The sequence below is a fragment of the Pseudomonas sp. MWU12-3103b genome (genome assembly GCF_023100615.1).
GTDB lineage: Bacteria > Pseudomonadota > Gammaproteobacteria > Pseudomonadales > Pseudomonadaceae > Aquipseudomonas > Aquipseudomonas putida_A.
The window spans coordinates 375,526-398,318 of record NZ_JALMEY010000002.1; the positions used below are offsets into that span (position 1 = coordinate 375,526).

Annotated in this window: 8 protein-coding genes; 5 read left to right on the top strand and 3 right to left on the bottom strand. The window is 59.6% G+C overall.

The features are described 5' to 3' along the window. Positions 1-81: 81 nt before the first annotated feature. Positions 82-2,244: a type I secretion system permease/ATPase gene (locus tag M0808_RS05520; RefSeq protein WP_247840221.1), complete on the bottom strand. Its 2,163-nt coding sequence runs from the start codon at positions 2,242-2,244 to the stop codon at positions 82-84. Positions 2,245-2,401: 157 nt separating this feature from the next. Next, positions 2,402-3,760 (bottom strand): TolC family outer membrane protein, encoded by a 1,359-nt coding sequence (locus M0808_RS05525; RefSeq protein ID WP_098968485.1) that lies wholly within the window; start codon positions 3,758-3,760, stop codon positions 2,402-2,404. Positions 3,761-4,291: 531 nt separating this feature from the next. On the opposite strand from M0808_RS05525, the gene M0808_RS05530 reads away from it, so the two are divergent. From M0808_RS05530 to M0808_RS05540, 3 genes are all read left to right on the top strand, one after another. Further along, the gene (locus M0808_RS05530; protein WP_247840223.1) at positions 4,292-12,901 is read left to right on the top strand and encodes a retention module-containing protein; all 8,610 of its coding nucleotides are present in this window, start codon (positions 4,292-4,294) and stop codon (positions 12,899-12,901) included. A 1,097-nt stretch (positions 12,902-13,998) separates the two neighbouring features. Beyond that, on the top strand, positions 13,999-14,370 hold the full coding sequence (locus M0808_RS05535; protein WP_115987986.1) for a hypothetical protein: 372 nt from the start codon (positions 13,999-14,001) through the stop codon (positions 14,368-14,370). A gap of 141 nt (positions 14,371-14,511) precedes the next feature. Continuing rightward, positions 14,512-14,871: a DUF6124 family protein gene (locus tag M0808_RS05540; RefSeq protein WP_247840224.1), complete on the top strand. Its 360-nt coding sequence runs from the start codon at positions 14,512-14,514 to the stop codon at positions 14,869-14,871. A 194-nt stretch (positions 14,872-15,065) separates the two neighbouring features. On the opposite strand, the gene M0808_RS05545 is transcribed toward M0808_RS05540, so the two are convergent. Next, positions 15,066-18,128 carry a hypothetical protein gene (locus tag M0808_RS05545; protein ID WP_247840226.1) on the bottom strand — a complete coding sequence of 1,021 codons (3,063 nt, stop codon included), beginning with the start codon at positions 18,126-18,128 and terminating at the stop codon, positions 15,066-15,068. Positions 18,129-18,687: 559 nt separating this feature from the next. Between M0808_RS05545 and M0808_RS05550 the strand changes: the two genes are divergently transcribed. Continuing rightward, positions 18,688-20,628, top strand: coding sequence for a hypothetical protein (locus tag M0808_RS05550; RefSeq protein WP_247840228.1), 1,941 nt, complete (start codon positions 18,688-18,690; stop codon positions 20,626-20,628). Positions 20,629-20,731: 103 nt separating this feature from the next. Then, positions 20,732-22,651, top strand: coding sequence for a hypothetical protein (locus M0808_RS05555; protein WP_247840230.1), 1,920 nt, complete (start codon positions 20,732-20,734; stop codon positions 22,649-22,651). The last annotated feature ends 142 nt before the right edge of the window (positions 22,652-22,793 follow it).

Below are 22,793 nucleotides of genomic sequence, written 5' to 3' on the forward strand. Positions count from 1 at the left end.
CTTTGGGGCTGCTGCGCAGCCCATCGGGGATAAATCCCCTCGCCACAGGTTTTGTGAGAGCCATAAATTATGTGCACGCATCTAAACCGCCGCCGAGCCGACGCGGCCCTTGCGCAGTGCATCGATGACCGCTTCTTTCGGGCCGTCGGCGACGACCCGGCCGTTGTCCAGTACCAGCAGCCGATCGACCAGGCTCAGCATTGAGGTGCGGTGGGTGACCAGCAGCAGGGTCTTGCCTTGCACCCAACCGTGCAGCTTCTGGCGCAGCAGGTCTTCGCTGCTGTTGTCCATGGCGCTGGTGGGTTCGTCGAGCAGCATGATCGGTGGGTCGAGTAACAATGCTCTGGCGAGTAAAACTGCTTGGCGCTGGCCGCCGGAAAGTAGCTGGCCGCGTTCGCCTACCGGCCGGTCGAAGCCTTGCGGATGCTGCCGCGCCAGCTCGGTGACGCCGGTCAGCTCGGCAACTTCGAGCATGCGTGAATCGCTGATGTAGCGTGCGCCGAGGGTCAGGTTGTCGCGCAGGCTGCCGGCCAGCAGCGGCAGGTCGTGCGCGACATAACCGATCTGCTGGCGCAGGTCGGCGACATCCAGTTGCCGCAGGTCGAGGCCGTCGAGCAGCAACTGGCCTTCCTCGGGTTCATAAAAGCCCATCACCAGCCGCGCCAGGGTGCTTTTGCCCGAGCCGCTGCGGCCGATGATGCCGATCCGCTCGCCGGGTTTCATGCTGAAGCTGACGTTGCTCAGCGCCGGTGCGTTCTGGCCGTTGTAGTGAAATGTCACGCCGCTGACGTCCAGCGCACCTTGCAGTTGCGTGCGTTCCAGCGGTCGCTGTTTGCCGTCGCGTTCCTGGGGCAGGCCCATGAGTGCGTCGGTGCTTTTCATGGTCAGTTGCGCTTGCTGGTAGCGGGTGATCAGCCCGGCGATCTGCCCCAGCGGCGCAAGAACCCGGCTGCCGAGCATGTAGCTGGCCACCAGCGCACCGACGCTGAGGTTGCCGGCGATGATGCTGTAGACCCCGGCGACAATCGTCGCCATCCCCGAGAACTGCTGGATGAACAGCGTGCCGTTGGTCGCCAGTGCCGAGAGGTTGCGTGCGTGGCTGTCGAGGCGGGTGAGGGCGCCGTGGGTGCTTTCCCATTTGTGCTGGCGCTCGCTCTCGGCGCTGCAGGCCTTGAGGGTTTCCAGGCCGCCGAGTGTTTCGATCAGCAACGCCTGTCGTTCGGCACCCAGGCTCAGGCTTTTCTGCACGGTGTCACGCAGGCGCACCTGAATCGCCAGAGCAAATATGATCGTGATTGGAAACGCCAGCAGCGGAATCACCACCAGCCAGCCGCCGAGCAGTCCGATTACCACCAGCATCAACACCACGAAGGGCAGGTCGATCAGGCTGGTCAGGGTCACCGCCGTGAGGAATTCGCGCAGGCCCTGAAAGTCATGAATGCTCTGGGCGAAACCGCCGATGGTTGCCGGCCGCGCCTTCATCGCCATACCGGTGATGCGTTCAAATAAAGTCGCAGAAAGGATCACATCGGTTTTCTTCCCGGCGGTGTCCAGCAGGTGCGCGCGCACCACCCGCAGCACCAGTTCGAAACCGGTACCGATCAGCAGGCCGATCGCCAATACCCACAGGGTCGAGGTGGCCTGATTGGGCACCACGCGGTCGTAGGTCTGCATGACGAACAGCGGCACCATCAGGCCCAGCAGGTTGATCAGGAAACTGGCGAGGATCGCGTCGCTGTACAGCCATTTCGACAGCTTGAGGGTATCGCGAAACCAGGCGTGGACCCGCGGCACCAGCGGTGAACGCAAGTCTTCGAGTTCGTGGCGCGGACGGGCGAACAAGGCCTGACCGTTGTAGTGTTCGGCGAGTTCTTCGCGTTCGACCCATTGCTCGCCGCCATCGGCTTCGCTGGGCAGGATCAGCGCCTTGCCGTCGTCGGCGAAACGCCGCAGGACGGCGGTGCGCCCATCCTTGAGCAGCAACAGAATCGGCAGATTCAGCGCGGAAATATCCTTCAGTTCGCGGCGCAACAAGCGCGCCTGCAAACCGGCCCGGGCCGCCGCACGGGGCAGCAGATCCAGGCTCAGACGTTGCTTGTTCAGGGGCAGCCCGGCACTCAGGCTGGCGCGACTGACCGTCGCGCCGTGGAGTTTGCAGAGGATCAGCAGACCGTCGAGTAACGGGTCATCGAAGCTCAGCCGCGGATCGATCCCGGAGTGTCCGCCTTCGGCCATGCTGGTCATATTGATCGCCCCTGTAATGACTGGTCCAACCTGTGGCGAGGGGATTTATCCCCGATGGCTGCGCAGCAGCCCCATGGATCTCATTGCTGCTCAAATCTTTGGGGTCACTGCGCAACCCAGCGGGAGCAAGCTCCCTCGCCACAAAGGGTCGTGGGACTTACTTCAGTTCGGGCAGGCGCGCCTCGTTTTTGACCTCGGTCGCGGCGATCGCATCCGCCGGCAGCACCACCCGTTGCTTGCTCAGCAACTGGCCCATGTTCGCCAGCACGCGGTACATCGAATATTCCTCGGTGTAGCGGATTTCGGTGTAGCGACGGTTGGCGTTGTAGAGCTCGTTTTCACTGTCGAGCAAGTCGAGCAGGGTGCGTTGGCCGAGACCGAACTGATCCTGATACGCCGCGCGCACACGCTTGGTGGTCTCGGCGTATTCGCGGGCGGTCGGGGTCTGTTTGTTCGCGTTGACCATCGCGTTCCAGGCCAGGTGAATGTTCTCGTTCAACTGGCGCAGGGCGTTGTTGCGGATGTCCATCGCCTGATTGATCTGATGCGCATCGGAGGCCAGACGAGCCTTGTCGCTGCCACCACGGAACAGGTTGTAATTCATGATCACGCCGACGCGCCATTCGTTGTCGTGGCCTTCATCGCCTTGCACGTTGTTGTTCGCACCCACCGCCGCTTCGGCGTCAAAACGCGGGTAGAACGGCGACTTGGCGACTTCATACTGGCTCTCGGCCGACTGCACGTCCGCCTGCGCGGATTTCAGGTACGGGTTGTTCTCGACCATGCTCTGCTGGGCTTCCGGCAGGCTGGCAGGAACCTCGCCGCGGGTCGACGGTGGCGCTTCCAGTTCATCGGGCATGCGCCCGACCACAGCGTAGAAGTTCGATTCGGCGTCGGCCAGATCGACTTCGGCGGTGTCGAGGTTGTTCTGCGCCAGCGCCTTACGGGCCACCGATTGATCGGAGTCGGCGGTGCTGCCGATGCCGCGCTGGGTGCGCAGGCCGATCTGATCGTTGACGCGCAAGTGCGCTTGCAGGTTGTTCCGGGCCAGGGTCACCAGTTCACGGCGCTTGAGCACTTCGAGGTAGACCTCGATGGTGCGCAGGGCCAGATCCTGAGCGGTGCCTTGCGCGTAGTAAGCGCGCGAGTTTGACACGCCCTTGGTGCGCTCGACCTCGTTGGCGGTGTTGAAGCCGTCGAAGATCATTTGCCGCAGCCGTAGCTCGGACTGGGTGTAGTTGAGAATCGAAGTGTGGTGATTACCCAGCGCCCGGGTATTGGTGTTGTCGCTGTAACCGCGCCCGTAAGCGGCATTCAGATCGACGGAAGGATAGAAGCCACCCTTGGCCACTTTCACTTGTTCATCGGCGGACAGTTTGGCGTCCACGCGCGAGGCGAGATCCGGATGGGTGGCGATGGTGCTTTGAATCGCTTCGGTCAGATTCATGGCCTGGGCTTGGGAAGTGCAAGCCATGGCCAGCAAAACCGCGCTGCAGAGGGGGGTTAGTACGCGCATGGGGTGCATCTCCCTGATCCTGATGGTGCGTTACTGTCGCCAAATATTTGACGATAAATTGAGGTGTAAGCGTTTCACTCTTGTAACAACAGAGCTAAGAACATCCTGAAGCGTAGCTAAGAAAAAATTTTCATAAGGCTTATGCCGAAAAAAACTTATGCGCTTGGCGAAAAGCGGCACATTGTTCAGGGCGAAAGCCTTTGTTTCATGCGCTTTAGGGAGCACAAAAAGGCTTGAGGAAAGTTCCATTCACTTTGCGACATACGGCGAAGTACTGCTGAAGGGGAGGGACGCGTAGCGGCAGATGAGCGACAGATTTTTGTCACTCGGGTGATTCACCACCGTTACGTAGCGTTAGTGGGTGTGCTGCATCGATCAGGACGCGGAAGTGCTTGAAAGCACTGAAGTTTCCTCGTTTGCGCAACCTGCGAAACGAACTGTCGAGGTGCGAGCGTCGCCCCGACAACCCGATTGAGCCATGGGCTGCTTCGCGAACCAGTGCCGACGGTGGTCGGCAGCGGAGGAATTCACATGGCAACGCTCATCGGGATCGTCACTAAAGTCATTGGTCAGGTTTTTGCGCAGGGCACCGACGGCACGCGCCGCGCCCTGGTCGAGGGCGACCGCTTGTTTGCCGGCGATCAAGTGATCACCGGCGCAGAAGGTGCCGTCGCCATTAATCTGCAAAATGGCCACGAGTTGACCCTGGGCCGCGACAGCAGCATGACCATGTCCGGACAACTGCTGGCCAATCAGGCAGTGCATGTCGATTCCCCTGAAGCGCTGACCCCCAGCGAAGCACAACTGACTGACGTCGAGCAGATTCAGAAAGCCATCGCTGCCGGTGAAGACCCGACCAAAGCGGCAGAGGCCACCGCCGCCGGCCCGAATGCACCGGGCGGCGCGCCAGGTGAGTTGGGTGGCGGCCACAGTTTTGTCCTGCTGACGGAAGTCGGTGGGCGCGTGGATCCGGTGATCGGCTTCCCGACCGCCGGTTTCAACGGTATTCCCGAGTTTCCCGAAGAGCGCCATAACGCAGTCATCGACAATGGCGACAACACGCCGATCGTGCCGCCGCCGGTCAACAACCTGGTGACCCTCAGTGGCCTCGCCGTGCCTGGCGGTGAGCTGACCCTCAACGAAGCCAACCTGCCTGCCGGCTCCTCGGCCAACCCCGGCGCGCTGACCCAGAGCGGCAGCTTCACGGTGTCGGCGCCGGACGGTCTGAGTAGCCTGAACATCGGCGGTATCAACGTGATCAGCGCTGGCGTGGCAGCCGGTTTCCCGCAGTCGATCACCACACAACTGGGCAACACCCTGACCATCACCGGGTATAACGCCAGCATCGGCGTGGTCAGCTACAGCTACACCCTCAACGGCAACGATGCCCATCCGGCCGGTGACGGCGCCAACAGCCTCAGTGAACATTTCACGGTGACCGCAAGCGACAGCAATGGCGACAGCGCCACCGGCTCGCTCGACGTCAATATCATTGATGACGTGCCCAAAGCGGCGAATGACAGTAACGCCAATACCGCCTCGGAAACCCAGTTGACCTTGACCGGCAACGTCCTGACCAACGACGTGCAAGGCGCCGACCGCGTGCCCACCGGCCCGGTCACTGCCGGCACCTTTACCGGCACTTTCGGCACCCTCGTATTGAATGCCAATGGCACATACACCTACACCCTGAACACCAGCGACGCAGACTTCAAAGCGCTGCACGGTGGCGGCAATGGCACCGAGACTTTCACCTACACCCTCACCGATTCGGACGGCGATACCAGTACCGCGAATCTGGTTTTGCAGATTCACAACAACGACGATCCGGTGGTGATCAACGGCTTGAACGTTGAGGGTGGCGAGCTGACGGTTTATGAAAAAAACCTCGGCAGCGGTAGCGAGCCGGATGCCAATGCGCTGACCCAGAGTGGCACGTTCACTATCACCGCACTGGATGGCGTTACCACGCTGACCGTCGGCGGTATTGCTGTCGTGACCAATGGCGTGGCAGGAGGCTTCCCGCAATTGGTGACCACACCGTTGGGCAGCACGCTAACCATCACCGGTTTCAATGCCACCACCGGCGTGGTGAGTTACAGCTACACCCTCGATCACAATGACGCGCATCCAACCGCCAATGGCGCAAACAACCTGCCCGAGCAGTTCGCGGTCACCGTGGTCGATGACAACGGCACCACCGCCAACGCAACCCTCGATGTGAACATCATCGACGACCTGCCAAAAGCGGTGAACGACAGCAACGCCAATACCGCTTCAGAAACCAACCTGACCCTCACCGGCAACGTGCTGACCAACGACGTGCAGGGCGCTGACCGTGTACCGACCGGCCCAGTCACCGCCGGGACTTTCACCGGTACCTACGGCACCCTCGAACTGCACACCGACGGCACTTACACCTACACGCTGAACACCAACGACGCCGACTTCAAAAACCTGCACGGCGGCGGCAATGGCACCGAGAATTTCACCTACACCATCACCGATTCTGACGGCGATACCAGCACCGCCAACCTCGTTTTGCAGATCCACAACAACGACGATCCGGTGGTCATCAGTGGCCTCGACGTGAACGGCGGCGAGCTGACGGTTTACGAAAAAAACCTCAGCACCGGTAGCACTCCGGATGCCAACGCGCTGACACAAAGCGGCACCTTCACCATCACCGCTTTGGACAGTGTTACCACGCTGACAGTGGGTGGCATCGCTGTCGTGACGAATGGCGTGGCGGCAGGCTTCCCACAATCGGTCACTACACCGTTGGGCAGCACGTTGACTATTACTGGTTTCAACGCAGCAACCGGAGTGGTCAGCTACAGCTACACCCTCGATCACAACGATGCGCATCCGACTGCCAATGGCGCCAACTCGCTTTCCGAACAGTTCGGCGTCACGGTGGTCGACGACAATGGCACTACCGCCAACGCAACGCTTGATGTGAATGTGGTCGATGATCTGCCCAAGGCGGTGGATGACAGCAACACTGGCACCGCGTCAGAAACCAATCTGACCCTCACCGGCAACGTCCTGACCAACGACGTGCAAGGCGCCGACCGCGTACCCACCGGCCCAGTGACTGCCGGGACTTTCACCGGCACCTACGGCACCCTCGAACTGCACACCGACGGCACCTACACCTACACGCTGAACACCACCGACGCCGACTTCAAAAACCTGCACGGTGGCGGCAATGGCACCGAAACCTTCACCTACACCATCACCGATTCGGACGGCGATACCAGCACCGCCAACCTCGTCCTGCAGATCCACAACAACGACGATCCGGTGATCATCAACGGGCTCGACGTCAATGGCGGTGAACTCACCGTCTACGAGAAAAATCTCACTGACGGCAGCGCACCGGATTCCACTGCGTTGACCCAAAGCGGCACGTTCACCATCACTGCGCTGGACGGCGTGACGACCCTGACCGTCGGTGGCATCGCCGTGGTCACCAACGGTGTAGCCGCAGGCTTCCCGCAATCGGTCACCACACCGCTGGGCAGCACGTTGACCATCACCGGATTCAACGCGACCACCGGTGTCGTCAGCTACAGCTACACCCTGGTCGACAACGAGGCACACCCAACCGCCAACGGCGCCAACAATCTGCCTGAACAGTTCGCCGTCACCGTAGTGGACGACAACGGCACCACCGCTAACGCAACCCTCGATGTGAACATCATCGACGACCTGCCAAAAGCGCTGAACGATTCCAACGCCAACACCGCGTCAGAAAGCCAGTTGACCCTGACCGGCAACGTCCTGACCAACGACGTGCAGGGCGCCGACCGCGTACCCACCGGCCCGGTCACCGCCGGCACGTTCACCGGCACCTACGGCACGCTGGAACTGCACACTGACGGCACTTACACCTACACCCTCAACACCAGCGACGCCGACTTCAAAAACCTGCACGGCGGCGGCAACGGCACCGAAAATTTCACCTACACCCTCACTGATTCCGACGGCGATACCAGCACCGCGAATCTCGTCCTGCAGATCCACAACAACGACGATCCGGTGATCCTCAACGGTCTCGACGTGAATGGTGGCGAACTCACGGTCTATGAGAAAAACCTCAGCGACGGCACCAGTCCCGATGCATCGGCGCTGACTCAGAGCGGTACCTTCACCGTGACCGCGCTCGACGGTCTGCAAACCCTGACCGTGGGCGGCATCAACGTCGTCACCGGTGGTGTGGCCGCAGGCTTCCCGCAATCAACCGTCACGCCGTTGGGCAGCACGCTGACCATCACCGGCTACAACCCGGCGACCGGCGTGGTCAGCTACAGCTACACCCTGGTCGATAACGAAACCCATCCGAACGGCAATGGCGCCAACAGCATCACCGAGAACTTCAACGTGGTGGCGACTGACACTGACGGCAGCACCGCCAGCGGCCAGATCAACGTCAACATCATTGATGACTTGCCGAGCGCGCACGCCGATGCCGCGTCGGTGGCGGAGGGCGGCACCGTCAGCGGCAACGTGCTCGACAATGACATCGGCGGCGCCGACGGCCCGGCGGTGACCGGCGCGGTGGTCGGTGTGCGCGCCGGCTCCGACACCTCGACCTCGGCCATTGGCGGCCTCAACAGCAACATCAATGGCACCTACGGTTACCTGACGCTGGACGCCAACGGCAACGCGGTCTATCACAGCAACCCCAATGCCGTGAACGGCCCCGGCGCGGTGGATGTGTTCACCTACACCGTGCGCGATTCCGATGGCGATGAAAGCACCACCACCATTACCATCGATGTCGCCAACAGCAAGCTGTATGCGACCAGCGACACCGACGTCACCGTCTACGAAAAAGCCCTCGACCTGACCAAGGACGGCGCCGATCTGGCCCCGGGTACGGTCATCGGCAGCGATCCGGCCAACACTGGCGAAACCGCCTCCGGCACACTGGTCGGTTCGGTCACCGGTGCGGTCGGCGCCATCAGCTATGCGCTGGTCGGCAGTGCCACCGGCAACTACGGGCAGATCGTGCTCAACCCCAACGGCACTTACACCTACACACTGACCTCGCCGGCGACCACCACACCGCACGCCGACGACGGTGCCAACACCCTGACTGAAACCTTCACCTATCAGGCCACCGATTCGCTGGGCAATGTGGTCACCAGCACCATCGTTGTCAGCATCGTCGATGACGTGCCCAAAGCCCTCAACGACAGCAACGCCACCAGCGCCTCGGAAACCCAGCTGACCCTGACCGGCAACGTGCTGACTAACGACGTGCAAGGCGCGGACGTGGTCGCCACTGGACCGAATGCCGGGCCGATCACTGCCGGTACGTTCACCGGGACTTACGGCACGCTGGTGCTCAATGCCAACGGCACTTACACCTACACGCTTAACCCGGCCGGTGCCGATTTCAAAGCACTGCACGGCGGTGGAAACGGTACCGAAACATTCACCTACACGCTCACCGATGCCGACGGCGATACCAGCACCGCCAACCTGGTGCTGAACATCCACAACAACGACGATCCGGTGGTGCTCAACGGCCTCGACGTCAATGGCGGCGAACTCACCGTCTACGAGAAAAACCTCAGTGACGGCACCAGCCCCGATACTCCGGCGCTGACCCAGAGCGGTACGTTCACCGTCACGGCCCTGGATGGCCTGCAAACCCTCACTGTCGGTGGCATTGCCGTCGTGACCAACGGGGTCGCCGCAGGCTTCCCGCAATCGGTGGTGTCGCCGCTGGGCAGTACGTTCACCGTCACCGGTTACAACCCTGCGACCGGCGTGGTCAGCTACAGCTACACCCTGGTGGACAACGAAAACCACCCGACCGGTAACGGCGCCAACAGCCTCACCGAAAACTTCAACGTGGTCGCGACCGACACCGATGGCAGCACCGCCAGCGGCCAGATCAACGTCAACATCATCGATGACCTGCCGACCGCCAAGGCCGACACCGGCTCGGTGGCGGAGGGCGGCACGGTCAATATCAGCGTGCTCGGCAACGACGTCACCGGCGCCGATGGCGCAGCGGCAGGCGGGGCAGTGGTCGGCGTGCGCGCCGGCAGCAACACCGCGACCTCGGCGATCGGCGGCCTCAACAGCAACATCAACGGCGCCTACGGCTACCTGACTCTGGACGCTGCGGGCAACGCCATTTACCACAGCAATCCGAATTCGGTGAGCCCGCCGGGCGCCACCGACACGTTCACCTACACCATCCGCGACGGTGACGGCGACGAAAGCACCACCACCATCACCATCAACGTCGCCGACAGCAAACTGGTGGCCTCGGTCGATCAGGACGTGACGGTGTATGAAAAAGCCCTCGACCTGACCAAGGACGGCCAGGACCTGGCCCCCGGCACGGTCACCGGCAGCGATCCGAGCAACACCGGCGAAACCGCCACCGGCACCCTGGTCGGCGCGGTCACCGGCGGCAGCGGGGCGCTCACCTACACCCTGGTAGGCAGCGCAACCGGCACCTACGGGCAGATCCAGCTCAACGCCGACGGCACTTACACTTACACCCTGACCTCGGCACCGAAAACCACGCCGAACGCCAACGACGGCGCCAACACCCTGAGCGAAAGTTTTACCTACAAAGCCACCGATGCGCTGGGCAACAGCACCACCAGCACGATTGTGGTCAACATCGTCGACGACGTGCCCAAAGCCGTGGCATCGGATCGTTCGGTGGCGGCGGTGGAGATCGATTCCAACCTGCTGATCGTCCTCGACATCTCCGGCAGCATGGTCGACCCGTCCGGCGTGCCGGGCCTGTCGCGACTGGATCTGGCGAAACAGGCGATCAGTGCCTTGCTCGACAAATACGACGACCTCGGCGATGTGAAGGTGCAACTCGTCACCTTCAGCAGCAGCGCCACCGACAGGACCTCGGTGTGGGTTGACGTGGCCACCGCCAAGTCGCTGCTCGCCGGTCTCACGGCGGGTGGCGGTACCAACTACGACGCGGCCGTGGCAACGATGCAGACCGCGTTCAACACCTCGGGCAAACTCACCGGGGCGCAGAACATCGGCTACTTCTTCTCCGACGGTAAACCGACCACTGGCCAGGAAATCGGCACCGCCGATGAGACCGCACTCAAAGCCTTCCTCGATGCCAACAACATCAAGAACTACGCCATCGGTCTGGGCAGCGGCGTGAGCAACGCCAACCTCGATCCGCTGGCCTATGACGGCATCAGCCACACCAACACCAACGCGGTGGTGGTCACCGACCTCAATCAGCTCAACTCGGTGCTGTCGGGCACCGTCGAAGGCGCCCCGGTCACCGGTTCGCTGCTGGGCGAGGGCGGTACCTTCGGCGCCGATGGCGGTTTCATCAAATCCATCGTGGTCGACGGCACCACTTACACCTATGACCCGCGCGCCAACAGCGGCCAGGGTTCGTTGACCGCATCCGGCGGTACCAACCACGGTACGTTCAACACCGTGAACAACACGATCAGCATTGCCACCAACAGCAGCGGCACGCTGGTGATCAACCTCGACACCGGTGACTACAGCTACACCTCGCAGAAAACCACGACCACGGTGATCACCGAGAACATCGGCTTCACCCTCAGCGACAACGACGGCGACCTCGCCAGCTCGACGCTGACCGTGAAAGTGATCCCCAACTCGCCACCGGTGGCGATGGACGACCACGTCATCACCAACGTGCTGTCGAGCAACATCACCGTGCCGGGCGAACTGTTGCTGGCCAACGACACCGATCCGGACGGCGACACGCTCAACGCTTCGCCGACCAGCTTCAACACCGGTTGGGTGGCCAAGGGCGCGGACTTCACCGGTACCGGTGCGATCAACTTCGCCGGCACCGGCAACACCGCCGCCAACCAGAACCTGGCCGACGTACGCGCTGCGTTCGCCGCCAACACCGCAGCGATGACCGCCGTGCTGGTGGTCAGCGGTTACCTCGGTGCGGTGACCAGCGCCAATGCCAACGATGAAGACCTGATCACCGTCAAACTGAAACAGGGCGAAACGCTGAACCTGGATCACAACCTCGCGGCCGGCCACGTCACCATGGAGTACTCGGTCAACGGCGGCGCGTTCGTCAGCATCGCCGACGGCGGCACCATCACTGCCGGTGCCGATGGCACCTACCAGATTCACGTGACCAACATCAGCAACACCAGTGGCAGCAATCCGACGGCAGCGGAAAACTATCAACTGACCATGACGGTTAACTACGCCGGCGCCCACGACGTGACGCCGGACTTCCACGGCACCTACACCGCCAATGACAACCATGGCGGCAGCGACACGGCCAACGTCAGCATCACCTATCAGGATGGCCACACCCTCACCGGTACCGCCGGCGACGACATTCTGGTGGCGGGCACCGGCAACAACATCCTCAATGGCGGCGACGGCAACGACGTACTGACCGCCGGTTCCGGCAACAACGAGATGCACGGCGGCGCGGGCAACGACTTGCTCTACAGCGGCCCGGGCAACGACATTCTCGACGGCGGCACCGGCATCGACACGGTCAGCTATGCCCATGCCACCGCCGGGGTCACGGTCAACCTCGGTCTGCTCGGTGCGCAAAACACCATCGGCGCCGGCACCGACACGATCAGCAATATCGAAAACCTGGTCGGCTCGAACTTCAACGACACCCTGACCGGCGACAACAATAACAACGTGATCAACGGCGGCCTGGGCAATGACATCCTCAACGGTGGTGGCGGTGATGACCTGCTGATCGGCGGCATGGGCAACAACACCCTGACGGGCGGGGCAGGCGCGGATACCTTCCAGTACCTCAAGGGCAACAGTGGCCACGACACCATCACCGATTTCACTCCCGGCACCGACAAGCTCGACCTGTCGCAACTGCTGCAAGGTGAAAACGGCACCACCGCGTCGCTCGACGATTACCTGCACTTCACCGTCACCGGCAGCGGCGCCTCGGTGCTCACCAGCATCGACGTCAGCGCCCTGGCCGGCGCCACGCCGAACCAGACCATCGACCTGGCCGGCGTCAACCTCGCCAGCCACTACGGCGTGACCCCGGGAGCGGGCGGGGTGGTGGCCGGCGGGCACGACACGGCGACGATCATCAGCGGCATGCTCAATGATCATTCGCTGAAAGTGGACACGGTGTGATCAAGGCCTGAAACGACAAAACCCGCCGCTCCGGTTGATCGGGGCGGCGGGTTTTTTCTGTCTGGAGAACTGTGTTGCCAGTGAGTCAGCCTTCGCGAGCAAGCTCGCTCCCACATTGGATTTAGGGTGCTCAGCATTTTGTGAACAACAAAGCTCCCCTGTGGGAGCGAGCCTGCTCGCGAAAGCGGCCTCCCAGCCGACCAATCCCCACCTGAATGCACTCGGTCAAATTGTGGGAGCTGGCTTGCCAGCGAAGGCGGCCTACCCGCCCACCAACCTCCCACCTGAATGCACTCATTCCAACTGTGGGAGCGAGCTTGCTCGCGAAAGCGGCCTCACAGTCGACCAATCCCCAACTAAATGCACTCAGTCAAATGGTGGGAGCTGGCTTGCCAACGATGGCGGCCTCCCAGCCGACCAATCCCCACCTGAATGCACGCATTCCAACTGTGGGAGCGAGCCTGCTCGCGAAAGCGGCCTCACAGTCGACCAATCCCCAACTAAATGCACTCAGTCAAATGGTGGGAGCTGGCTTGCCAGCGATGGCGGCCTACCAGCCGACCAATCTCCCACCTGAATGCACGCATTCCAACTGTGGGAGCGGGCTTGCTCGCGAAAGCGGCCTCCCAGCCGACCAATCCCCAACTGAATGCACTCGGTCAAATTGTGGGAGCTGGCTTGCCAGCGATGGCGGCCTACCAGACAAAATCAAAACAACAGAGCAAACCCCGCAAATAAACATCACCCCGCAACCGCGTTTAAAGTACACGAACCGTTACGCCATACCGGCTACAACGCCTTGCGCCGTTACCTACGCGTACGCCAGAATCCGCCGGCTTACACGGCTATGGGGCGGGCTATATCGTATCCCTGTCACTGAAAATCAGTGATCGGGTTTGGTAGCCCGTTTCATTACAGTCGTGCGCCACATTACAGATCCGTTTTTGGGACTCTGCTTTATGGTGGCCATGCGTGGGGCTCCTTCGGGAGCGCCGGGTTTACTGTTTTGACCGGTCTACCAACCCACAAATGGCCGCCACCCTTCGTTTGGTAGCGAGAGTGATGGCTCCTCACTTATTCAAAACAGCGAGTCACCTATGTTCAAAGCCACACCCAACCCCCCAGACACCTCAATCCCGTACGACCCGGCCCTCGACCCGCAGAAGATAAAAGCGGCAACCGACCGCGCCATCAACTTCTACCTCAACCCCGGCGCCCTGAAGATCTCGATCCCTTCAACCTCGTCATGCAAGGCGAACAGAATCTTCCTCATCGACCCCACCGTGGACGAAGAAACCTTGCTCGTCGAAGCCTGCGAATCTTTAGCGGCCGCCAGTGACATGGCCCGCGATATCGGCGACTCCATCGACAACCCACAGCGCCGGGCGATGCTGATGCTGCATCAGGTGATCATGCTCAGTGAACTGATGGTCAACCGGGTACTGGACGGCCGCCGCGTGCCGAACTAGTAGCCCGGCCCCCCTGTAGGAGCTGCCGAAGGCTGCGATCTTTTGATGTTGCTTTTAAAAAACAAGATCAAAAGATCGCAGCCTTCGGCAGCTCCTACAGGAAGTCATTCTTCCAAAGTGCCTCGATCGGAGTTCCATCTGATGTCCGAAACCCCACCCAATCCGCCAGTCACAGACCCGCTATCACCCTACGAATCCCTCAACTCCAGAAAACTCCACGAAGCCGCCGAACGCGCCCTCGACCACTACCTCGCGCCCGCAAACATCATGGCAACGCCGTACACCCCCAGCAGCATGTTCATGGTCAACCCGCAAACCGACACCGAATCCCTGCTGGCCAACGCCTGCGAATCCCTGGCCTCGGCCACGGTCATGCTCGGCGATTTCGCCGGGACGCTGGAGGGGCCGAGTCGTAATACGGTGTTAGGCATTGCTCAAGTGGTGATGCTGGGGGAGTTGGCGGTGAATCAGGCGCTGGATAATGTTGTGCCAAAGGAATAGGCGCTGACAGTTCTGGCCTCTTCGCGAGCAAGCCCGCTCCCACAGTGGATCTGCGTTGGTCACTGGTTAAGTGCCCGGCAAGATCCATTGCATGAGCGAGCCTGCTCGCGATTGCCATCAGATAAATCCCTATCCTTATCCGTTGTATTCAGATTGTCCTGAGTAGGTGGCTGTTGCGGGGTATCAAGCCCGGATTACCTGATGCCGTACCCGTTTGCCGTGTCGCCTCCAAAACCCAGATCTCTTAAAGCCTTCGTTTCTCCTGTGGCCGGATAAATCGCCCAGCGTTTGCCAGTGCCGGCCGAATCAGCCGCCCAGCACCATGCACTTTCTGTCGCTAAGCCCGCATAGGTGCTGATATATGAATGCCACTCCGCCAAGGACGGAATTCGCCCACCCTGATTAGCCGCCGCATTGCTGCATTGGGTATAGGTATTGAACGCGCCGGTTCCGAAGATTCGATACACATTCGAGACTGAAACAGGGTAGGACACCGTCTGGTTTGCACTATCTCGAACCGTAACGACAGCGGTACCGTTGCCTTTGGAAATCACCCGACCATTGGTGATATTCACTTCTGCGGCCGCTGAGTTGCTTGATGAGTATTGATAGGGTGGGACGCCCCCGCTTGCCTGCCTGTCGACAAAACTGCCACCCGGAGGATTTGTGGGGGTGTGATCGGACCGGAAAATCCAGCCGCCAAGCGATACAGGCTCGGTATTGATAACCAGAGCAAGAGCCGCTTTGATCGTGTAGGTGCGCACAGGGAATACCGCCGCTTCATCCTCATCCGTGCTCTTGCCGAAAGCAGCCTTGAATTCCATCCTCAGCGGGCTGCCATCCTTGAGGTTTCTCAAGCCTGCAAAGGCGATGCTCCGCTCGTAATAACCTTGATTGATCCACTGGGCGCTGACCATTGAGCCTGGTGCCGTATGAATCTGCAGGTTGTAGTCGCTGCCATCAGCGTTCGTCCCTTTCAGACGCAGCCAGACATATTGGCCTGTGGCAATCAACGGCCAGACGCCCATGCGATAGGTGGCATTAGCGGTCAATTTACTCACATCGAACTGTGAACCGGCGCCGTTATTGTCGGCGTCCATGATCACCGGCAGGATCAAGCTTGAGCCCGGCAGGGGGCCGACATTCAACAACAGCGGCAACGAGGTGCGGGGCACAGCGTTGCGGATGACGGTGTACGTCACGGTGACGGTTTTGCCCAGGTTGAATGCCAGCACGGTGACCGGCAGTTCGATTGTCAGTGTGGTTTCACTGATGGGTCTTGCCGGGGTGGTGTGCGAGCCGCCGGCGGCAGTGCCGGGTGCGCCGGTCCAGGTCACGCTGAGCAGATCGCTGGGCAGCAAGTCTTGCGAATCGATGTTGACGGTCAGGGCTTCCACGGCCTTGATCGGCTGCAAGGTAGTGCCATCGGCCTCGGCCTGCTGAACCTTCGGCCGGGTCAGCAGCACGGCTTCGCCGACAGTGAAATTCAACGTCCGCGAGTAGCTGACACGTTCCGGCGTGGTGCCTGCCGCCACCCTGAGGATTTCATACATCGCGTCCACAGTGCCGCCGCGATTGGGTTCGATGTGGGTCTGGACGAAGGTCGGGTTCAGGGTGAAATCGATGGCTCTACCGGCATTGAGCGAATTGATCGGCACCGAGTCGCTGGTCTTGCCGGTTTTCGAGCCGCGCCAGGTATAGGTGACCTTGTCTCCCGCTTTGGTGGGTTCGGCGGCAGCCGGGGCGGTCAGTTTGCTCGAACCGCCGGGCAGGTCGTCGGGTTCGAGTGTTCCGCCGGCCTCACCGAGGACGATGGGCGCGACCAGTTCCAGCAGCGGTTCACCCACCCGCAACAGAGCATGGTGCAGTGACTCGCGCTGAATGATGCCTCCATCGCTGCCCTCGGCCATCAGCACGTAGAACAAATCCAGCGTACCGCCCTCGATGGCTTTGAGGTGTTTGCCCTCGACGATGATCGGGATCGGTTCTTTGTCGTCGATATCGCGCTTGCTAAGGGTGCGCCAGTCCAGTTCCGGGTCGTAGACGCCGAAATCCTGGCGGGTGCCGACCCAGCGCAGAATGATGACCATGCCCTCCTGCATCATCGGGTCAAAGGGGATGACGGCGGTGGTGTACACCCGGTCAGGGTCGAGTGCCCCTTGTTGCGCATCCACGGCAATCGGCGCGAGCAGGCGTCGGGTTGCTCCGATGATACTGACGAAGCGCCGCTTGGAGGAGCGATCATCAGACCCGCTGCGTTCCACGCGATAACTGAACACGGCCTGGGTTTTGGCCAGCAAACGTATGTCGGCGCTTGGCAGGGCCAATTCGTAGATGTTGCCCACGCTGATGAGCGGCTCGCCGCGGACTTCAACGCTGATCGGTTCGCCGTCCAGCGTGGTGCCCTTGCCCAGACCGATGATCACATCACCGATCCGGAAGTCGGGTGCGTCGACCAATACCTGCAAGGTCAGCGGCGCATCCCCCAGTTTGTCCATGTCCACAATGCTATTGAAGGCCTCTTTGACCATGGGAGGCGACAGCCGCGTGTTGCCGGTATCGACGGCAATCTCTACTGCGGCGCACCAGTCTTCGGAGCGGTTGTCGACAATGTCGTGTACTTCAAAGGCTACGGCCAGGCTATCGGTATCGCCGGCGTCGAGGATGGTGGCCTTGTCGACATGGATGACCAGTGGATGGCCTTGCGGGTTATCGATGTGATCCTGGGTCACCCGTGGCGAATACACAAACCAGCCACCCCAGGTCAATTTGCAGCGGTCACCCACGGCCATGTTGGGGTAGGGCAACAGGCTGCTGCCGGGTTTGGCCTGGATGATGATGTCGAGGCCGGTTTCGGCGGTTTCCTTGTCCACGCCATCGTTGATGATCCGCGGATCGATGTACATGTTCAGCTCGGAATGCCCCGGGGCACTGCCGTTTTCATCCTTGCCGCCGGGCCGGTCGAGTTTGACGAAGATATTGACCGGAGGCAGCGAAATTTCCGAAGACTGGCCGAGTATCCTGACCCGATACTGCAGCGTATAGGCCCCGGTCACGAACCGCGTGGGTGGGACATACAGCGTGACACGCTCGCCGACATCCCCTGGCTTGACGATGATGGTCTGGTCGACCTGAATGCCGTCGAGCAGCAGCTCGATGTGGTCACCTAAACCCATAAGGTTCCAGGGTGGACAATAGACTTTCAGCCCCTTGTCGGGCGCCAGCAACTGCGCGGCGGCAATATTGATTCCCCACACCCCCCCCTCCAGGGCCGGCTGCGTACGGTCGGGTATTTCCAGTTGCCGCAGAGACTTTGGGGCCGGGAGGCGAGGGCGCTGAATAAGCATGCTGAAGGCTCCAGAGTCGTGGGGGGCAAAGGCTCTGGGTTATTTAGGGGCAGGTGGCGAGCGTTGGCTACTGTCAGAAATTACAGGTATGGAGGTATTTGCGATGAACGGTCGTGAGCCCTGGCCACTGGCTCGCCGCATATCAATGTAGGAGCGGGCTTGCTCGCGAACAGGCCGGCACATTCAACATCTCAGGTGTCTGAACCGACGCTTTCGTGAGCAAGCTCGCTCCCAAAGGGGGATTGTCGTCGGACACAACACTGTGCCTACACGACTACGCGGTGGGCACGAACTTCGTATCGGATAAACGCCACTGCATTTTGCGTCGAACACCATGGTCGTTTCCGACGGGCGGTAGCAATACCTGTAATTTCTGACAGTAGGCAGGGCTTTTTACCCGGCATTAAATGAAGCCATCACCCAGGCAGCCCCACCGCGCTGCCGTCAATGTCGAAAAGGAAGGCCGGAGATGGCGAAGTCCAAAGAACCTGGCGAACAGGCATCCGTTGACGATGCGACTCTGGAGGCTGTGCAGATCGACGCGCCGAAGGTGCCTGCCGTGCTGGATCCCGATGACCCGTGGGGGCTGCTGCCATTGTCGGCACTGGGTGATGATCTGGCTGTCACGTTCATGGATTTTCAACAGGGGGTTCCTGGGCCGGGCGAGGCCGATCTGGTCGAGCTGGGATTCATGCCTAAAGGTGCGGCTTTTGAAATGGTCGATGAAAAGTGGTATCCGACCAGCGATCCCATTGATTTTCCGCAAACACTGAAAGTGCCGAGTTATCGGCTCAAGGAAGGTGTTTACGAGGTGGCGATCCGGATTTCCAGGTACGGCAACAATCCGGTCGAAGGTGATCGCAAAACCCTGACCATCGATACCAGCAAACCCAATTTCGGCAACACACCAGGCCCGGTGGTATTCCCTGCCGAGTTGGGCGGAGTCATTACCGAAACCTATCTCATCCAGGAGGGCGAGGTCAGTGTGCTGGTGCCCTGGTATATCGATGCAGCAGTGGGCGACCGTGCCGAGTATTACTGGACCGATAACGCCAGCCCGCCGGACTCTGAAGTGCCGATACGCGAGCAAGAGTTCAGCCCGGAAGATATCGCCGACAAACGCCTGCGCATCACCGTGTATGCCGATGAGATTCGTGTCTGGGGCCCGGGTCGTCGCGCCCTCTATTACTATCTGAGGGACCGGGCCGGTAACGAAGGGCCCCGCTCCATTCTTTCGTGGATCGAGGTTGACCTGTCGCCCGCACCGGGTGCGCTGCAACCGCCCAAAGTGCCGCTGTCCGACCGGGGAGTGCTTGATCGGCAACAGGCGCGTGACGGTGTGGTCGTGGAAATCCCCGAGTACGACTTTGCAGACGCTACACACTGCGCCGCTATCTTCTGGGATGACATTCCGGTCGATGAAATTCCAATCGATCCTGCGGACTTTCCGGCAATTGTCCCGGTGCCATGGATGAACTTGCACGCCAGGGGCGACGGACCGCGCCAGGCCAGTGTCTATTACCGGATTCGCCAAGGCTCGACGTATGGGCCTCCTTCTCCGTCGACTTTGGTTGCCGTCAACTTGACGCTGGCAGGACAGGACCATGCCAACGCACCGGCGCTGATCAACGCAGACCTGGCGATGGTTGAGGTGTATGGAGAAAAAACTCTCACCCTCAATACTTTGCTCAGCGCCGATTACGGTTATCCGGCCACGGTAAAACTGAAACTGTATGACGCCCCACAGGCCTGCCAGGTACTTGAGCTTTATTGGGGAAGCTACCCCGGTTTCGTTGCCCGCTATGTGGTCAAGGCTTCAGATGTGGCCGGCAATACAATCAGGTTTTCAGTGCCCTGGAATGTCATCGATACCGATAAGGAGAATCCGGCACTGCCCGTTTATTACACCACCAGTAATGGCGTGAATCAGCAGCAGTCGCTGCCAACTCCGGTCAGGGTGCAAATCGTTCCGATAACGGATCTGAAAGAGCCGGTCTTTCCAGATGCGGGAAAAGAAGGGGAGCTTCATTGCTGCTCCAGACCCCGACTCTGGGAGGGCGTCAAAGTCAGAGTCCCGGCCGATGTACGCATCGAACAGGGCGATGTCATCACCCTGGTCTGGCAAGGCTGTGCCGGGCCCAACGGCACCCGGCCGATTGAAGGTACTTACGCAGAAATAAGAAGGGAGCTGACGACGTACCAACCCGGGGAGGATGTCGACATAGTCGTTGACGACTACGACACCCTGATAGCACCCATGGTCAATCGAGGTTCTGCACTGGTTCATTATCGGTTGAAAAAGCGCAATGGTGACCGAGGTAACTCGCTTGCAGACTTCGTGATCATCAATCGCAAAATGCCCAGCGGTGAAATATGTTCACCCACCAACGATTTATGTAACAAAAACTGACGAGTTCGCTTTTGTGCAAGTGCAGTAAATGCCGGGTGTCTGTCTGGAAATCTGTAGTGGGAACAGATGGCCTGGCGAATCCATTTGATCAGGAGAACAGGCAATGACCAACTTGAAGATGTTATCCAAGGCAGAGGCTGCCCGTAGAAAACTGTATGTGTTGCGCCAGTCGCTGAAGAATCGGGCGATCACAGCGCCGGAGGTCGTAAATTTATTACCTGCACTTCCAGGCGATCAAAACGTGAAGAAGTTGCAGTTATCTCGTCAGGGACAAGACTGCGATGTCCAAGTCGTCGATGTAGAAAGGCCTGAGGGTTCCAGGCCGGATGAATTATGGATCGCTTTGTACAAAGGAGACCAGGTCGTGTCAGAGGAATGGGAGCAAGTACCTACAACGAATGATGATTTTATATTGAAATTATCAGGGCTTCATACCGCTAATCCTGGCCTGTTTGATTTGAAATACGTAGTTAACTACGGCGGTCTTGAAACTTCATCTGACGTGTCGCGGTTTTATATCGATATTAAGGCTCCCAATCATAATAATCCGGGGGAGGCTCCGGTGCCTCCCGCCGAAGTAATTGATGGAGTGTTGACGCGTGAATATCTGGACAGTATTCCTAATATAGTTATGTCTATCTCTACGCCAGATGATATCGCGACGGGTGATAGTTATGCTGGTTATTATGATGGTATTCCTGTGCCGCCGTTTATTGTTGGAGATGATTTGACTGTTCCTATCGAGCTAAATCTTTCTACGGCTACGGTTAAGGGTGTGGGGGAAGGACAGCATAGATTTTATTGTAAGTATCAAGATCGAGTCGGGAATATCGGGCCCGAGGGAGATTCCTTTACATTCACTGTGCAGCTGACACCAACCCCCAGCGGTCTGCAGCCACCCGAGGTACCAGTGAACGAAGACGGTGTAACCGATCTGAAGGATGCCTACCCTTTTCTGGATGTGGTCGTCCCAACATTTGATAATGGCTTGCCAAATGACAAGGCCGTGGTCACTTTCGATGGGAAAGAACAGACTGGCAAGACTACCGACGGCACGAGTGCAGTGATCGTCAGCGTTCCTTTTGCAGATGTGGCGGCCGGTGGCGACGGACCTCGGGAGGCAACGGTGACTTACGCCATCGTTCGCGATGGCAGGGCGTTCCCGGCACCATCAGGGGTGACAGTCGACATCGATTTTACTATTCCCGGCCCCGTTAATCCGGAACCCGACCCGGAAGTGGGCAACCCGAACCTGGGCAAACTGGTCGTCAAGGGCTCGAGCAAAGATGATGAATTGGTGGAAGCAGACATTGGCACTGATGTCGATATAGATCTGGACTTTCCAGATGGGCTTAAGGCCACCGATGTTATCACCCTGGTCTGGGAAGGCCAGAAAGTTGCCGCACCCGAAGGTGTGTATACAGTGGATGGAACGGAAGACCCTGATTTCAAGGTCCCATTCACACTTAAATCGGCGGTGTTCGAAGCAACCAAAAACGGCAGGAAAACAGCTCGTTATGTGATTACCAATCCGAACAATGGTGAAAATGAAAATCCATCCCTGCCTACCCCAGTCAAAGTCGCTATATATCCCGTGACCTTGCCTGATCCGGTCATCCAGCATCTTTATACCAATCCGGGGAATATCAAGTATCTGAATTGCGATTCGCTCCGGGATATACCCGTCATTGGGTCGGCTGCAGTTGTCCGGGTCGCTGGCGGTGGCTCTCTTGAAGCGGAAATGAAGTTGGAGTTTGTCTGGTCGCGAAGCAAGCTTGACCCGGGGGCGCCTGGTATTGAGGATTATACGTTCGAGAAGGTATTGCAGGGCAGTGAACATTTAAATGGGTTTGAGGTTTACTTGCCATTCGCTGCTGCACTTCGCCCGATCAAGGACGGGAACGGCGAAATTGTATATTCAACGGTTATCGATGGGGACACTCATTCCTCTGCAGAACAAGCGGTCAGGGTTGTTGTAGCGGATTTCAACGATAGATATTGTGACGGATCCACAGACGCGTAAAAGCGTCTTTTGAAGGGCGGAGGCGTGTATTGCGCTTCCCTCCTTCTGTCTGTCCGCGTACTGGGTATTAATCTCTATCAAGTTAAGGATTATTCCTACAGAAAGAATAATGGGCTCCTTGTACATTGCCCCGCAGTTTTGC

Excerpts from the sequence above, each read along its gene's own strand:
- M0808_RS05520 (WP_247840221.1), bottom strand. The coding sequence starts at position 2,244 with ATGACCAGCATGGCCGAAGGCGGACACTCCGGGATCGATCCGCGGCTG.
- M0808_RS05525 (WP_098968485.1), bottom strand. The coding sequence starts at position 3,760 with ATGCGCGTACTAACCCCCCTCTGCAGCGCGGTTTTGCTGGCCATGGCT.
- M0808_RS05530 (WP_247840223.1), top strand. The coding sequence starts at position 4,292 with ATGGCAACGCTCATCGGGATCGTCACTAAAGTCATTGGTCAGGTTTTT.
- M0808_RS05535 (WP_115987986.1), top strand. The coding sequence starts at position 13,999 with ATGTTCAAAGCCACACCCAACCCCCCAGACACCTCAATCCCGTACGAC.
- M0808_RS05540 (WP_247840224.1), top strand. The coding sequence starts at position 14,512 with ATGTCCGAAACCCCACCCAATCCGCCAGTCACAGACCCGCTATCACCC.
- M0808_RS05550 (WP_247840228.1), top strand. The coding sequence starts at position 18,688 with ATGGCGAAGTCCAAAGAACCTGGCGAACAGGCATCCGTTGACGATGCG.
- M0808_RS05555 (WP_247840230.1), top strand. The coding sequence starts at position 20,732 with ATGACCAACTTGAAGATGTTATCCAAGGCAGAGGCTGCCCGTAGAAAA.